Origin of the sequence: Comamonas sp. Z3 (assembly GCF_008121565.1) — a bacterium.
GTDB lineage: Bacteria > Pseudomonadota > Gammaproteobacteria > Burkholderiales > Burkholderiaceae_C > Comamonas > Comamonas brasiliensis.
Map to the genome: position 1 here is coordinate 130,259 of NZ_VOQU01000007.1, position 14,797 is coordinate 145,055.

Annotated in this window: 15 protein-coding genes; 8 read left to right on the forward strand and 7 right to left on the reverse strand. The window is 59.6% G+C overall.

The annotated features are described in order from the left end of the window. The first annotated feature begins 5 nt into the window (after positions 1-5). From FSY59_RS20295 to FSY59_RS20330, 8 genes are all read left to right on the forward strand, one after another. Positions 6-728: an HpcH/HpaI aldolase/citrate lyase family protein gene (locus FSY59_RS20295; RefSeq protein ID WP_148729531.1), complete on the forward strand. Its 723-nt coding sequence runs from the start codon at positions 6-8 to the stop codon at positions 726-728. 2 nt (positions 729-730) lie between these two features. Next, on the forward strand, positions 731-1,714 hold the full coding sequence (locus tag FSY59_RS20300; RefSeq protein ID WP_003054173.1) for a thiamine pyrophosphate-dependent dehydrogenase E1 component subunit alpha: 984 nt from the start codon (positions 731-733) through the stop codon (positions 1,712-1,714). Further along, on the forward strand, positions 1,704-2,708 hold the full coding sequence (locus FSY59_RS20305) for an alpha-ketoacid dehydrogenase subunit beta (protein WP_148729532.1): 1,005 nt from the start codon (positions 1,704-1,706) through the stop codon (positions 2,706-2,708). Before FSY59_RS20300 ends, FSY59_RS20305 begins: the two co-directional genes overlap by 11 nt. Positions 2,709-2,909: 201 nt before the next feature. Beyond that, a complete protein-coding gene (locus tag FSY59_RS20310) occupies positions 2,910-3,890 on the forward strand; it encodes a tripartite tricarboxylate transporter substrate binding protein (RefSeq protein ID WP_148729533.1) in 981 nt (326 codons plus the stop codon). Positions 3,891-3,898: 8 nt separating this feature from the next. Beyond that, the gene (locus tag FSY59_RS20315) at positions 3,899-4,585 is read left to right on the forward strand and encodes a 3-oxoacid CoA-transferase subunit A (protein WP_003054167.1); all 687 of its coding nucleotides are present in this window, start codon (positions 3,899-3,901) and stop codon (positions 4,583-4,585) included. Next, on the forward strand, positions 4,582-5,286 hold the full coding sequence (locus FSY59_RS20320; protein WP_003054165.1) for a 3-oxoacid CoA-transferase subunit B: 705 nt from the start codon (positions 4,582-4,584) through the stop codon (positions 5,284-5,286). The genes FSY59_RS20315 and FSY59_RS20320 overlap by 4 nt, the downstream gene beginning before the upstream one ends. Next, entirely contained in the window at positions 5,283-5,681 is a 399-nt protein-coding gene (locus FSY59_RS20325; protein ID WP_148729534.1) for a Zn-ribbon domain-containing OB-fold protein, read from the forward strand. Before FSY59_RS20320 ends, FSY59_RS20325 begins: the two co-directional genes overlap by 4 nt. 1 nt (position 5,682) lies before the next feature. After that, entirely contained in the window at positions 5,683-6,855 is a 1,173-nt protein-coding gene (locus FSY59_RS20330) for an acetyl-CoA acetyltransferase (protein ID WP_003054160.1), read from the forward strand. A 195-nt stretch (positions 6,856-7,050) separates the two neighbouring features. Here the strand turns inward: FSY59_RS20330 and FSY59_RS20335 are convergent, their stop codons facing one another. The 7 genes from FSY59_RS20335 to FSY59_RS20360 all read right to left on the reverse strand — a co-directional run bounded on the left by FSY59_RS20335 (position 7,051) and on the right by FSY59_RS20360 (position 14,793). Continuing rightward, a complete protein-coding gene (locus FSY59_RS20335; RefSeq protein ID WP_003054158.1) occupies positions 7,051-7,398 on the reverse strand; it encodes a hypothetical protein in 348 nt (115 codons plus the stop codon). Beyond that, the gene (locus tag FSY59_RS20340; protein WP_148729535.1) at positions 7,395-8,780 is read right to left on the reverse strand and encodes a cytochrome P450; all 1,386 of its coding nucleotides are present in this window, start codon (positions 8,778-8,780) and stop codon (positions 7,395-7,397) included. The genes FSY59_RS20335 and FSY59_RS20340 overlap by 4 nt, the downstream gene beginning before the upstream one ends. After that, complete coding sequence (locus tag FSY59_RS20345; RefSeq protein WP_148729536.1) at positions 8,777-10,090, reverse strand: hypothetical protein; 1,314 nt, start codon at positions 10,088-10,090, stop codon at positions 8,777-8,779. Before FSY59_RS20345 ends, FSY59_RS20340 begins: the two co-directional genes overlap by 4 nt. A 21-nt stretch (positions 10,091-10,111) precedes the next feature. Further along, complete coding sequence (locus FSY59_RS20350) at positions 10,112-11,548, reverse strand: capsule biosynthesis protein (RefSeq protein ID WP_255439609.1); 1,437 nt, start codon at positions 11,546-11,548, stop codon at positions 10,112-10,114. A gap of 158 nt (positions 11,549-11,706) precedes the next feature. Next, positions 11,707-12,057, reverse strand: coding sequence for a hypothetical protein (locus tag FSY59_RS27745; RefSeq protein WP_255439610.1), 351 nt, complete (start codon positions 12,055-12,057; stop codon positions 11,707-11,709). A gap of 2 nt (positions 12,058-12,059) precedes the next feature. Beyond that, on the reverse strand, positions 12,060-13,697 hold the full coding sequence (locus FSY59_RS20355; RefSeq protein WP_255439612.1) for a capsular polysaccharide biosynthesis protein: 1,638 nt from the start codon (positions 13,695-13,697) through the stop codon (positions 12,060-12,062). 103 nt (positions 13,698-13,800) lie between these two features. Continuing rightward, on the reverse strand, positions 13,801-14,793 hold the full coding sequence (locus FSY59_RS20360; protein WP_255439613.1) for an SIS domain-containing protein: 993 nt from the start codon (positions 14,791-14,793) through the stop codon (positions 13,801-13,803). Between the last annotated feature and the right edge of the window lie 4 nt (positions 14,794-14,797).

Genomic DNA, 14,797 nt, shown 5'->3' on the forward strand with positions numbered 1-14,797 from the left:
TCGGCCTGTTTTGCTGCACCTACAGCCCACAGATCTCCGAGGCCCTGGGCGAAACAGGCCTCGACTTCCTGCTGTTCGACAACGAACACACCCCCAACAACTCCGTCAACCTGCATGCGCAGCTGTGCTCCTTGAAGGGCACCGGCACAGAAGCGGTGCTGCGCCTGCCCATGATCGACGAGTTCACGATCAAGCTCGCGCTGGACCTGGGCGTTCGTTCGCTGATGCTTCCCAACGTCAAAACCCCGGAAGAAGTGCAGCGCATGGTGCGCTACGCCTACTACCCCCCCCTGGGGCAGCGCGGGATTGCGGGCTCGGTGCGAGCTGCCCGATACGGCAGAAACCAGCAGTACCTGCAAGAGGCCAACCAACAGACTTCGCTGATCATTCAGATCGAATCGCTGCAGGGCGTGAAAAACCTCGAAGCAATTCTGCAAAGCACCAGTCATGTCGATGCCGTTTTTCTCGGTCCACATGACCTGGCCGCAGACATCGGCCTGATGGGCCAGCCCCGGCATGAGCGCGTGGCGGCACTGTGCGTCCAGGCCATCCAGACCGCGACACGCCTGGGCAAGGCCTCGGGCATTTTGTGCACGCCGCAAGACATGCCCGTTTTCCAGGAGGCGGGGGTACGCATGTTTGTGCTGGGCTCCGACATGGGCGTGCTGCTGAACTCCACAGCCCAACTGCTTCAACGATTCGAAGAGCTCGCCAATACAAGGAGATGACGATGCAATATTCAATAGAGCCGATCAGCGCCAGCGATGTCCTGGCGGCAAAGGAGTTGCTGGAGCAAATGATCCGCATACGTCTGCTGGAAGAGAAGATTGCAGACCTGCGCAAAAGTGGCGAGATTCAGGGTTCCGTTCACCTGTGCATAGGCCAGGAAGCCATCTACAGCGGCAGCTGCGCTGCCCGTCAACCCGGCGATCGGGTGTTTTCCACCTATCGAGGCCATGGCTGGGCCCATGCCTGCGGCGTGCCAGCCGAAGCCATTCTGGCGGAATTGCTGGCCCGTGAGACCGGGGTGTGCGCGGGCCGTGGCGGCTCTGCCTACTTCAGTGCGCCTGAATGGGGATTTTTTGGCGAAAACTCCATCGTCGGTGCCGGTGCCCCGATAGCCTGCGGTGCCGCATTGGCCAGCACGATGGCCAAGGACGGCAGCCTCGCCATCACCGCCTTCGGTGATGGGGCGATGAACCAGGGAGGCGTGTTCGAGGCGATGAACTTTGCCTCATATCTCAAATTGCCAGTGATTTTTCTGTGCGAGAACAACACCTATGCCGAGCTGACACCGATTGCCGACACCGTGCGCGATGCCGCACTTTTCAAGCGTGCCCGCGCCTTCGGCATGGATGGCGTACGCATCGATGGCAACGACATCCTGGGCGTCAGGCAATGCATGGAGCATTTCGGTCAGAAGGTGCGCAATGGCCACGGGCCTGTGCTCATCGAGATGATGACGCAGCGCCTGGTGGGCCACTACATCGGCGACATGCAGAGCTACCGCACAGCCCGTGAAATTGCCGAGGCCAAGCTGCATGAGCCCATCGTGCGCCTGGGTCAACGCCTGCAACTCAGCGGCGTGTCCGATGCCGAGGTTCAGAACATCCACCTCAATGCTGCCGCCCATATCGAAGCGGCCACCGCCAAGGCACTGAACGCCCCCCTGGCCTCTGCCGACACCGTGATGGAGCACCTTTATGCAGAATGAACAAGCCACATCGACCCTAGCACTGAGCTACGCCAAGGCCATCAACGCGGCCTTGAGCCGGGCCTTGACGCACATGCCTGAAACCTTGCTCTTCGGCGAAGATGTGGCCAAACCCGGTGGCGTTTTCGGGGTCACCAAGGATCTGCAAAAGGAGTTCGGCAGCGCACGCGTTTTTGACACGCCGATCAGCGAAACCGCGATGCTGGGCACCGCTGTGGGCGCTGCCATGTGCGGCATGAGGCCCATCGTCGAGATCATGTGGATCGACTTCAGCCTGGTCGCCATGGACCAGATCGCGAACCAGGCCGCCAATGTGCGCTATGTCTCGGCCGGCAAGCTACAGGCCCCCATGACCATCCGCACGCAGCAAGGCGCCCTGCCCGGCTCCTGCGCCCAGCACTCGCAGAACCTCGAGGCCATGTTTGCCCATGTACCCGGCCTGCGGGTCGGGCTGCCGGCGACTGTGCAGGATGCCTACGACATGCTGCTGACTGGTATTGCCTGCAATGACCCGAGCCTGATCATCGAGAACCGGGGGCTTTATCACACCCTGACGGAGCCGGTCACCCTGAACGGCCCGGTGCAAAGCAGCTTTGACGCTCACATCACACGCAGCGGCCGCGACCTGACCATTGTGACCTGGGGCAGCATGCTGCACCGCGTGCATGAAGCAGCGCAGACCTTGCACGCCGAGCATGGCATCGATGCCGAGGTCATCAATGCACGCTGGATTGCGCCTTTCGACTGGCCCACACTACAGCAAAGCGTGCACAAAACCGGTCGCCTGCTGATCGTGCACGAAGCCAACCTGACCGGTGGCTTCGGCGCCGAGATCGCGGCCCGCATCCATGCCGAGTCCTTCGGCGCTCTCAAAAAACCTGTGGCGCGCCTGGCAACACCGGATATTCGAATCCCCGCAGCGCCCCACTTGCAAACGGCTGTCATTCCTTGTGCAAGAAACATTATTCAAAAAGCGCGAGAGCTCGTCGGTTAGTTTCGAGTCACCGTCAATCAAGGAGGCGCCAAGAGCGACACATTGACCCAGGTATCTCTCAAGAACTGAAACCAGACAGAAAGTCAGCCCTTCAATCGGCAACCGTACAAAAAAGGCGCTGCACCCCGATTCACTCACTAACTCACGACATAGATCCATATTCCTGACAGCCATTAAAACACTTACAACGGAGACAGCCCCATGCGATTGAACATCAAACTCTGGTTCGCCACCCTTGCCACCTGCGCAATTGGAATGACCAGTGCTCACGCCAGCGACATATATCCAAGCAGGCCCATTCGGCTTATCGTTCCCTACCCACCTGGCGGTCTGGCCGACACATTTTCGAGATCACTCGCAAAAAATATCGGTGACAAGCTCAAACAGCCGGTGATCATTGAAAACAAGCCGGGTGCCAATCAGGTCATAGGCGTGGAATCTGCTCTACGGGCACCCGCAGATGGATATACGCTGTTTCTAGGCTCCATGACCAGCCTGGCCACAAACATCGGGGTCTACCGACAATTACCTTACGACCCGATAAGGGATTTTTCTCCGGTCTCAAGCCTTTTTTCATCGCCACTCATTCTCACCGTTCGAGCCGATCTTCCTGCGTATAACGTTGAAGACCTGGTGACACTCGCAAGAAAGAATCCCGGCAAGACGACCTATGCCTCACTGGGAGATGGCGGCAGTCTCCATCTCGCCAGCGAGCTGTTTTCTCAGGCCGCCGATATCAAACTCCTGCGCGTGCCCTACAAGGGCAGCGCTCAGGCCATCAACGATGTGATGGGCGGCAACATCACCATGATCTTCGATGCAGGATCGACGGTGATTCCGCAGGTCGAGGGCAAACGGCTGCGTGCACTGGCCGTGACCGGAGACAAGCCAATCCCGGCGCTGCCGGGTATTCCGTCGATGAAGCAGGCTGGCTATCCTTCCGTGGATATCAGTGTGTGGTGGGGGCTGGTGGTACGCAGCGGAACTCCGAAACCCATTGTGGATACGCTCAACAAAGCCGTCAAAGCCACTCTCGCCAGTCCCGAATTCGCGCAACCGTTTGTGGGCTATGGCTTGACGATCGAGTCCAGCTCTCCCGAGCAATTCGGGAACTTCATGCGGGAAGAATCGAAACGCTGGCCGACTTTCATGGCAAAGATCGGCATTCAGGCTCAGCAGTAAAGCCCGCCATGCTTGACAAGATCCATACGGATATTCCTTCGGCCTTGGCCGACATCGTCGATGGGGCCACCGTCCTGGTGGGCGGCTTCGGAGGAGCCGGCCTGCCTTACGAGCTGGTTCATGGACTGATAGACCAAGGCGCCCGCGACCTGACCATCGTGAACAACAACTCGGGAACCGGACATGGCGGTCTGGCTGCACTGGTGGATGCCGGACGGGTCAGAAAAATGATCTGCTCCTTTCCCAAAGCGGCAAACCCCAAGTCCGATCCCAACATTTTTTCTCGCTGGTACAGGGAAGGACGCATCGAACTGGAGCTCGTGCCGCAAGGCACCATCGTGGAGCGCTTGCGAGCGGCTGCAGCCGGCCTGGGCGGTGTCTACTGCCCGACCGGAGTCGGCACACTGCTGGCCAAGGGCAAGGAAATGCGCATGATTGGCGGCAAACCCTATTTGCTGGAATTGCCCTTGCACGGGGACTTCGCCCTGATCAAAGCGCATCAAGGTGACCGCTGGGGCAATCTCACCTACCGCAAAGCGGCACGCAATTTCAATCCGGTCATGGCCATGGCGGCGAAAGTCACCATTGCACAGGTTCACCAGACGCTGGATCTCGGCCAACTCGATCCGGAGCATGTTGTCACCCCGGGGATTTTCGTTCAACGCGTGGTGAATATTGCGGGAGCACAGTCATGAGTCTTTCTGCCAACAGGGGTCGCAGCCGCCAAAGCCTGGCGCGGCGTGTCGCCGATGACATCGAGAACGGCTGGTATGTCAATCTAGGAATTGGACTGCCCGAACTGGTTGCAGGCCATATCGGCGCAGGCAAGAGCGTGATCTTGCACAGCGAAAATGGCCTGCTGGGCATGGGTGGCCCCGCAGCCCCTGAAGCCGTCGATTGGGACCTGATCAATGCGGGCAAGAAGCCGGTAACCCTGTTGCCGGGCGGCTGCTATTTCGACCACCTCAGCTCGTTCACCATGATGCGCGGAGGCCATCTCGACCTGTGCATTCTGGGTGCGTTTCAAGTCTCGGAGCAGGGAGACCTCGCCAATTGGTGGACTGGCGACCCGGACGAGTTACCCGCGGTGGGAGGAGCCATGGATCTTGTGACCGGAACTCGCAGGGTTTTCGCGATCATGGACCATGTGGATCGCGATGGCCGCCCCAAGCTGGTATCGACATGCACCTATCCTCTTACGGGAGCGTCAGTCGTCAACCGCGTCTACACCGACCTGGCGGTCATCGATATCACCCCGCAAGGCATGGTCGTGCAGGAAATGGTCGATTCCCTGGATCTGAAAATGCTTCAGGAAGTCACGCAAGCACCGCTGAGCGCAGCACCTGGCCTCACGCTGTTTGCCCGTTCTGACGAAGACAGGAGAAGCAGCTCATGAGCACTCTTGAACCAGAGGATCATGGCGTGCAGGCTCGCTATTTCGATTACCTGGCTTCTGGCCAATGGCGAATACCTGTTTGCACCGACTGCAGCGAGATCATTTTTTACCCGAGACAAATATGCCCCAACTGCGGGGGAGGCAAATTCCTATGGATAGCCCCCAAAGGCACGGGCACCATTTATTCCCAAAGCGTTATCCCGCGCTCTGAAAAAAATGGCGGCGCCTACTGCATTGTGCTTGTCGATATGGACGAGGGCTTTCGCATGATGAGCCGCATGCACAACCTTCCACCGGAAGAGACTTATATCGGAATGCGGGTGAAGTCACTGCTTGCGTGTCTTGATGGTATTGCACAGCCCCAGGTTTTGTTCGAACCGATAGTCGGCAATTGAAATGAGAGATATCAATCAACTGCGCGCCACGGCAGCAATTACCGGAATAGGTCTGGCGGGGATGGGAGATGCCACCGGTTTTACCGAGATGGAAATACTGGCAAAATCCGCACACACTGCCGTGCGTGATGCCGGCCTCAAGATGTCCGACATCGACGGACTTTTTACGGCAAGCTTCAACCGATTCTTGCCGGCACTCTCGGTCGCTGAATACCTTGGCATCAATCCAGCATACATGGACAGTACGAATATTGGCGGAAGCGCCTACGTCAGCTGCCTAAAAAATGCTGCCATGGCCTTGAACAGCGGTGCATGCAATGCGGTGCTGGTTGCCTACGGAAGCACCGCTTTTTCCGCTTCAGACTTTCGCCAGCAGATCGCTGCGCGCGCTCAGCTTGAGCCCCAACCCTTTGAGGCGCCTTATGCACCGTTCAACCCCGCGAGCTCCTATGCTTTGGCTGCGGCGAGGCATATGCATGAATATGGAACCAGCCGCGAGCAGTTGGCCGCTATTGCCGTCGCAGCCCGGCAATGGGCACAAGCCAACCCGCTGGCCTTTCGTCGCGGGCCATTGACTGTCGAAGATGTGCTCTCGGCTCGCATGATCAGTGACCCGCTGACCACCCTCGATTGCTGCTTGATCACGGACGGCGCAGGTGCCTTTGTCATGACCCGCTCGGATCTGGTTGGACCCAGCGCAGCGCAGCCCGTCTATATCCTGGGCGTGGCTGCCTCACAGACACACCGGCAGATTTCCTGCATGCCAGACCTCACATCCACGGCGGCCCGCGAGTCGGGCGCTCGCGCATTCGCCATGGCCGGACTTTCCGCGAAAGACATACATGCAGCGCAGCTGTATGACGCCTTCACCATCAACGTTCTGCTCTTTCTCGAAGACCTGGGTTTTTGCGCGAAAGGCGAGGGAGGAGGCTTCATCACAGAAACGGGTATCGGTCCTGGCGGCGCGCTGCCCGTGAACACCAACGGAGGTGGCCTTTCTTGCGTGCATCCTGGCATGTACGGGATATTCACCGTCATCGAGGCCGTTGAGTTGCTTCGTACAGGTGGACAATCACGCGGGCTCAAGCAGATCGATGCCGTGCTTTGCCACGGCAATGGGGGAGTGCTCGCCAGCCAGTCCACGGCCATATTAGGTACGCAAGCCACGCTCTAGGTGCTGCGCTCAAAAGGCTCCACGCCCTCTCCATGCTTGACGACACCAATGCCAACCGCCTGCTGATGAGTTCTGCAAGCTACCTGCAGGGCTGCGCTGGCAGCCGAGATGAGGCCTCTTGATCACGCCCACTTCATCAGCCATTGCCCCAAAGAGATCAGTGCGCAATGAAAACTGGCAGGCCAGGCAAACCGCCTATTTGATGGTCTGGCCCTGCAGGCCTTTTTTCAGGATCAGGTCCACCACGGGCTGCTCGCGCTTGTTGGCGCGCATGCAGTGATCCTTCTGGAAGTGGTCTGTGACCCTGATCACCCAGCGCGCCCAGCGCTTGTTCTCGCGTTCGCGCCAGGCATGCGATGAGACGCTTTCCCAGGCATAGCCGTTGAGCACTGCGGCATTGACGAAATGATCCAGGGCGCGCACTCCGGCCCTGCCTCGCTCCGTCTTGCCGAACAGGCCGACCCAGCAAAGAATCAGCCAGCCCACGACCGCCAGCGGGACGACGGCGCACATCAACACAAAACCTGCCAGGCGCTCCTTCATGCATCCTTCCTCTTGCGCAACTTGATACGTACCCCATTTTCAGAGCGAATCGTCAGCCGCCCCACGGGCTGCGGCACATGGCCCGGCGCGGGCAGGATTTCATAGCGCTGCAGCAGGCAGGCCAGAATCAGGACGGCTTCCTGCAGGGCAAATGCAGCGCCCAGACAGACGCGCGGGCCCATGCTGAAAGGCATGTAGGCGTGTTTGATGGCCTCCTTGTCCTCCTCACGGTCAAAGCGATCAGGGTCGAAGGCATCGGGGTTCTGCCACCATTTGCGGTGACGTTGCAGCAGCCAGGGTGCCACCACCACCGTGCTGCGCTCCTTCAATTGCTTGCCCCGGATGGGGCAGGACTGAACGTTCTCCCGCGCAAAGAAGCCCACTGGCGGGAACAGGCGCAAGGTCTCGCGAAAAATATTCCAGACCTGCGAGAAGCTCTTCATATCCGCCTGCTGCGGCAGACGGTCGCCGACCACCTCCAGCACCTGCTCATAGGCACGCTGCTGCACGTCGGGAGACTGGGACAGCAGATAGCTGGCCCAGGTCAGTGCGCTGGCAGAGGTTTCATGCCCCGCCAGAAACAGCATGGCAACCTGATTGACCAGCTCTTCCTCGTTGAAAGGCTCGCCCGTATTCGGATCCTTGGCCTGCATGAAGGCGGCAAGAATGTCCTCCTGCTCCTCGGCCTCGCCCCTCAGGTGCGCCTCATAGCGCGGCTTGATCATGGCGTGCAGCAGGCCTCGAATTTCGCGGGCGGCCTGGTTGCTCTGCCAGCGATACCAAGGCATGGTCAGCCAGCGAACGCCGAACAGGGCCGGCAGCATGAGCTTGGGAGCCAGTGCCTGGTAGCGGGCAAAGGCCTCGAAGATGCGATGCGCATCGGGCCCCTGCAAGGGCGTGGAAAAGATCGTGCGAAAAATGATATCGGCAGTGACATGAGTCATCTCGATCTCGATGTCGTAGGGCTGGGCCTGGTCCACGGCATCCAGGCGCTCCAGCATGGCTTGCGCGGCACCCAGCATGCGCGGGAAGGCGACGTTCACGCGGGCCTGGGCAAACGCCGGGTTCATCATGGTGCGCTGACGCTGCCACTGCTCGCCATTGGTCGTGAAGATGCTGTCTCCCAGCAAGGGCTCCAGCGACTCGTGCAGCAGATGGCTCTTGGGAAACTGCTGCGCCTCGCTCTGCATGACTCTTTTGACTTCCGCGATGTCGTTGAGCATGTAGAGATCCACGCCAGGCAGATGGACCTCGCCCATCTGCATGCTGTAGCTGCGCTCGAACAGCGCATCCATCCAGGAGCGCCGTGCATGCCAGAACATGCGCAGCTTCGATGTCTGCTCGGGATGGGGTTTGGGATAGGCGGGGCAAAAACGACTCATCGCACCAATTTCCTCTCTATGTAGTCACGCATCGGACCGGCGCTGGTGAGCAACTCGAAATAGTCATAGGCACCGGCAACTTCGCCGGCCATCAGATACTGAAAATGCATGCGCATCTTGTTCCTGCGCAACCAACGGTAAGTTGCCGGCAAAAACAGCTTGTGAAAACGCGGTGAGCACACGGCTTGCGGATTAAGCCCCCACTGGGCCCGGCGCTTGCCAGCCTCGGTAAAGGAGCGGACGGCCTGGGTCTCATCCTTTCGCCCATCCTCGCGCAAGGACAGCCCCACCACATCGCACATGCCAAAGCACACGCTGTCGCTGGGGGAAGAGATATCGGCCCAGTACACCGCTTCGTCCATGGCGATCTCGCGCAAGGTCTGGCGCAAGGCACCGGCACCTGGAAACAGCCCGAACAGCGGAATGCAATTGCCCAGGGTGACCAGATTCACCAGCGGCCTGCGCGAAGGCTGCAAGGATAAGGGACTTTCTGCCAGCTTGCGGCGAAGTGCCTGAGTCAGCTTCAAAGCCTGCACACTGCCGACACTGAAACCGACCACCACCACTTCGCGCCAGCGCTGCTGCTGCTGCAGGGCCTGCGCTACCTCGGCGGCCATGGTCTCGATGCGCGCATCGAGCACGGGAAAGGTTTCCCGGGAACTGACATGGGCAAAGTTCAGAATCCTCAGAAGCCAGCTGATATGCAGATAGCCATCCAGCACCAGGCCGCCCCAGCCGACGACAGCGACCGCAGCCAGCATCAGCGCGGCTGCGCCCACTGGCGGCAAGCCGTCCCAGGCACTGACAAGCAGAGAGCCCAAGCCCAGTCCGGCCAGCAGCACCAGCAGCATGTAACACAGCGGATACATCAGCGCCCACAGGGTAAAGCGCGCCTGCTCCCGCACGGGTTGGAGCCACTGCCTCAAGTTCCAGATGGAGACATAGGTGCCCACGGCCTGGCGGAAAACCTCTGCCCGACTTGAAGGCCAGTGCAGACGGACCTGATCATGCCAGTCGAAAAAAACAAAATCGGCGCTAGCCGAGTTTCCGGAGTCCGTCTGAGAGACTTTCCAGCGTGAATGCAGCGATTTCTCCTGCCCATGCTCCCCGGCGCTCCATTTTTCTCTGGCGCCAATCGCGTATTTTCGATCCGCAGAAGCCACCGGCTGCTTTTGCGCCTCGGCACGCATCAGCTGGTGATAGTGTCTTGCACCGCGCGGATCAAAGCCGCCCATGAAGATCACCAGGCGCTCGCCATCCCCTGTCTTCTTTGAAGAATCGAATGAGATGTTCTTTTCGCTGCTAGTCATTGGTCCCCTCCATACCAAGGCTTATTCGACAGAGGCGACCCCCTGCAGCATGGAAGGCATGGCATCTTTCTGATTGGCCGGCCTGGAAAAAAGGACTGGCTCCGCAGCCTCTTCGGGCCACAGCACAGGATCGACCGACGGGCCACCGCCCCACAGGCGCTGGGCCATCTGACCGTCCAGCGCAGCCCCGCAGCGCCAGGAAACCCCCGACAGCCGGCGATAGAAGCTGCCGTTGATCTGCGTGCACTCAATCAAGGCCTTGCGAAAGCGCGAGAGCATTTCCTGGTCGGGAATCGCCTGATGGGCCCGAAACCAGAAGTCGCGCATCTTGCCCTGATAGGTCAAGCCTTCCAGGTCATACAAGGCATTGCCGCAGACCTTGACGGGAGCGCCATGACCCAAGGCCGAAAGCCCGGTCGTGCTGTTGACCAGCACCACCCCCTTGGCGCTCTTGAGCAAGGAAGGCAGATGCTGGTCATGGATATAGAGCACCTTGCCCTGCAAACCATGCCGCCGCGCCAGCAGATGAATGATGTTGGCGTAGTTCCTGTGTCCGCGGTCCATGGGGTGGTGCTTGAAAACCACCACGTCATCCGCAATCGACTCTCCACCTTCGGGCACGCCACTCGTGCGCTCCAAGGCCTGGGCCCGGGAAAACGAATGCAGCACGTGATTGATGAAATCCGTCACGAAATCATAGTTGGAGTGGACCACGATCTGGGCATCGTTATAAACCTGCAAGGGCGCCAGAAAGAACTTCTTGCGCAGGTCACCGAGCAGCCGGTCTTCGATGTCCTTTTCAGTGCGCCGGTACCAGAATTTGCGCAGATAGCTCAGCCACCACCAGGGAGCATCGCGCACCGTCATGCTTCGGTGATGCAGGGCGTTATTCCAGAACCACTGGCCCAGCCAGGCCGCAAAAAAATACAGCATGCCCCACATGGCCGAATGCCAGAACGAGTTTCCGACCTTCTTCCACGACTCCGTGGCCGGCCCGTTCGCATGAGAACGCGGTGGCACGTCTTCCTGGTGCGCCCTCTGTTTCAGCCATAAGGCCAGTCTCTTTTCGAAATGCGAATGCCCGTTGACGCCCATGGGCTCGAACGTGATGTGATCGGGCCGCAGATAGCCCTCTTCGAACACCCCGAAGGCACAACCCAGACGCTCCGTCATGGAGCGCACGCAGGCATGGACCGGCCGGCAATCGCCGAACAGCAGCACCGCATCGATACGATGCCTGACGATAAAGGCCTCCAGCACCTCGGGCCACTGGGTCAGATCCCCCCGGAACGAATGGGCCTTGCGCGGATAGAACAGCCAGTCACCGGCATTGAAGTTGAATTTGAAGACAGTCGCCCCCACCGAGCGCAAGTCCTTGGCCAGGTTCCAGAAAAAAGGCCCCACCGGGCCTTGCAGCAACAAAACACGTTTAGACGCAAATCCACTCTTATTCTTCATGCGTTCAGGACTGCGGGCTGTCAGGCCGCTTGGTATTTCTATGGAGGCGTCATGAAGCATGACCCCTGCATTTTAGGGGTTTCACCGGACAACACCCTCGCACATCACTGCACGATGACAACAAATCGATGGAAAATAATTGCAAAAAAAGGTAAGTGTCACCAGTCCGACAAAATCGACCGCAGCAACACCCCGCTTTTGCGCCATTGCCGCCGCAACCAGCCGGACTTCAGGCGATGCAGGCCGCCAGACTGCTCCAGCGCCGTACGCTGCTCCAGCAAGCGCCTGAGCACCGCTTCGCAACTGGTGTAGCCCCGCAGCACCGGATCCCAGTACAAGGGGTAGTGCAGCAGCGCCCCTGCCACCAGTTCATCCAGACACAGCGGGCGGCTGCGGCGCGGCACGGGCAAGCGGTCCTGCGTCAGACCCCAGCCGGCGTAGAACGGGCGCCCATGCACAACCACCTGCTTGTTGCGCAGCAAGGCATCGAAGCCCGTCAACGAGGTCATGGTCACCACCACACGCAAGCCTCGATGCAGCTGACCACCGAAGCGCCCTGTTCAATGCAGTCGGCATGCTGCAAAGCCTGGGCCGGCTCGACATGGCCCTTGCGATTGCCGCTGCTCACATCGGGGTGCGGCTTGAAGACAATGAATGCATGAGGAAACGCAGCGCGCGCGGCCTGGATCAGACCCAGATTCGTGCAGACGCCATCGGTATCGCAACCAAAGCGAATGGAGGCATCGTCTTCCACCTGACCCGGCACCAGCACCACCTGCCGACCGGCCTGCGGACGATCCGTGCTGAACCAGTCCACCGGGCGATTGGGCTCGAGGTTGTACTTGGTGATGCCATGCTCGACGATAAACGCACGCACATTGCGCGCACGCTGCAAATCCTGCTTCGTGAATGCCCGGGTGTTGAGCAGGTCCTCCAGCTCCGACGGCTGACCCGGGTCGAAATAAATGCCCTTGGCGTCCAGCACAAAGGACTGCGGCGGGATCAGGTCGGAGCCCAGGCCCACGGAGCGGACAAAGCCATCCTCCATGCGAAGCAGGCGCACTCCCGATGCATCCGCCAATTCCTGTACACCTGCCGGCGGCACGCGACCCCAGCAGACCAGGCAATCGTCACCGCCAGGCTGCAAAGCCCTGGCAGCAGTTGCATTCTTGACGAAGACCACATTGCCCGGATGCAGGGACAGCATGGCCTTCACGTTCGCAGCCTTCCAGCGCCGAAAGCCCACCACGATCATGCGCCCGCCAAAGCGCCTGACCACCATGCGTTGACGCTGCAGCCACTCCATCACATCCAGCACATTGCCGCGTTGCCGCGTCTCGGGATTCAGATAACGGCTGTAGTGCATATAGCCGACAGCAAACAACTCGTCCACCGAGCGCCGGTGACTGGCGCGGCGCAGCATGGCGGCATGCTGCGGCTGGCGATCATCTGTCACACCCCAGCCCGCATACCAGGGCACGCCAAAACAGACCACCGGTTTGCCGGCCAGCAAGGCCTCGAAGCCCATCGTCGAACTGACCACATAGACCTTGTCCATCTGCGCAATCAGGCTCATCGGATTGACGGCGTCGCGCAGCACCACCGTGCGGGCATCAGGCTGCACGCCCGTCAAATAGCCGCCCTTGCGGCCCGAAGTAACCTCGGGATGGGTCTTGACATAGACCGTGGCCTGCGGATTCTCGGCCAGCGCAGCGGCCAGCATGGCGTCAAACGTAGCAGCATCCGCCCCGCCCTTTGCCACGCTCATATCGCCCGCCGTCTGATCCACCACCAGCACCCGCTGAACATCATCGCTGCGCAGCATGCCCTCAGGCAGATCAGGAGCATGGTTATATTTGCTCAGCCCAGCGAACAACAATTTCTCGCGGGCCTGCCGCACTTGCACGGCATCCGATGCTAGTACATCGGCATTACTGCAAAGCAGGCGCTCCAGTGCACTGGGCCGCGTGCAGTCGTAATAGATGCCTGCGTCATCGACCACCAGCGACAGCGGCGGGAAATGTTCGCCGGTGCCGAAAGAGCGAAGAAAGCCATCCTCAAGCGCCACATAAGGTAGGCCATGCTTGCTTGCATAAGCCAGGGCCTTGCGTGTGCTGGGGCGCAGGCCCCATCCGGCCACAGCATCCACGTCAGAACGAAGCCAGGACGAAAGGCGCGAGACATCAGCTCCCGCCAACCTATCAAGGAAAGGGATTCTGCCAATGCCCTTCGAGAGAATCCCGAACCTCATATCAAACTGCCGGAGAAGATTCGCCCTTCAAACCATAGATCTGAAGCACCCCCGTCACTTGACCTCCGCCATTCTTCACAACCAGAGCACCCACCTCTTTTTCCCTCATGAAGGCTTCGGCTTCCGCAAAACGAACCTCTTCACCAATCGTCAGGGGGTTCGAGGACATCATCTGCTGAGCACTCAAAAGCTTCACATCATCCTGGGCACCGAACGCCCTGCGCAGGTCGCCATCCGTGATGATGCCTTGCAGCGCTTCGCCATCCATCACCAAAGTCAGTCCCATGCGGCCATAGGTGATAGAGGTCACCACATCGCGGAACGATGCCTCGGGTGAACATACAGGCAACGGCCCTTTTTGCATGACATCGCATACGCGCGTCAGCAGGCGGCGACCCAGACTACCGCCGGGATGGAAGCGCGCAAAATCCTCTGGCTGGAAATCGCGCTTTACCGTCAAAGCCACCGCCAGGGCATCGCCCATCGCCAGCGTATTGGTGGTGGAACTGGTTGGAGCCAGATTGTTCTTGCAAGCTTCACGTTCAACCCCGACATCCAGCACGACGTGCGAATGGCGTGCCAGTGTGGACTCCATCTTGCCGGTCAAGGCAATGATCCTGTTCTTCTGATGTTGCAGGAACGGGAGAATGCGCAGCACTTCTTCCGTCTCGCCCGAATTGGAAATCAGCAGCGCAACGTCGATGGGCTTGATCATGCCCAGGTCGCCGTGGAAGGCTTCTCCCGGGTGCACAAAAAAGGCTGGCGTTCCGGTGGATGCCAGGGTGGCAGCAATCTTCTGCCCAATGATGCCGGACTTGCCCATGCCCACCACCACCACGCGCCCCTGCATGGCCAGCACCATCTCCACCGCATCGTTGAAACGGGCATCCATACGCGAGCGCATGCGGCGCAGTGCTTCGATCTCTATGTCCAGCGTCTCTTGCGCAATGGCCAGAGCATCGCCAGCAGTATCGTTCTTCACTTTCATGTCCATTTGT

Excerpts from the sequence above, each read along its gene's own strand:
- FSY59_RS20305 (WP_148729532.1), top strand. The coding sequence starts at position 1,704 with ATGCAGAATGAACAAGCCACATCGACCCTAGCACTGAGCTACGCCAAG.
- FSY59_RS20300 (WP_003054173.1), top strand. The coding sequence starts at position 731 with ATGCAATATTCAATAGAGCCGATCAGCGCCAGCGATGTCCTGGCGGCA.
- FSY59_RS27745 (WP_255439610.1), bottom strand. The coding sequence starts at position 12,057 with ATGACCTCGTTGACGGGCTTCGATGCCTTGCTGCGCAACAAGCAGGTG.
- FSY59_RS20335 (WP_003054158.1), bottom strand. The coding sequence starts at position 7,398 with ATGAAGGAGCGCCTGGCAGGTTTTGTGTTGATGTGCGCCGTCGTCCCG.
- FSY59_RS20340 (WP_148729535.1), bottom strand. The coding sequence starts at position 8,780 with ATGAGTCGTTTTTGCCCCGCCTATCCCAAACCCCATCCCGAGCAGACA.
- FSY59_RS20360 (WP_255439613.1), bottom strand. The coding sequence starts at position 14,793 with ATGGACATGAAAGTGAAGAACGATACTGCTGGCGATGCTCTGGCCATT.
- FSY59_RS20310 (WP_148729533.1), top strand. The coding sequence starts at position 2,910 with ATGCGATTGAACATCAAACTCTGGTTCGCCACCCTTGCCACCTGCGCA.
- FSY59_RS20350 (WP_255439609.1), bottom strand. The coding sequence starts at position 11,548 with ATGAAGAATAAGAGTGGATTTGCGTCTAAACGTGTTTTGTTGCTGCAA.
- FSY59_RS20320 (WP_003054165.1), top strand. The coding sequence starts at position 4,582 with ATGAGTCTTTCTGCCAACAGGGGTCGCAGCCGCCAAAGCCTGGCGCGG.
- FSY59_RS20330 (WP_003054160.1), top strand. The coding sequence starts at position 5,683 with ATGAGAGATATCAATCAACTGCGCGCCACGGCAGCAATTACCGGAATA.
- FSY59_RS20325 (WP_148729534.1), top strand. The coding sequence starts at position 5,283 with ATGAGCACTCTTGAACCAGAGGATCATGGCGTGCAGGCTCGCTATTTC.
- FSY59_RS20315 (WP_003054167.1), top strand. The coding sequence starts at position 3,899 with ATGCTTGACAAGATCCATACGGATATTCCTTCGGCCTTGGCCGACATC.
- FSY59_RS20345 (WP_148729536.1), bottom strand. The coding sequence starts at position 10,090 with ATGACTAGCAGCGAAAAGAACATCTCATTCGATTCTTCAAAGAAGACA.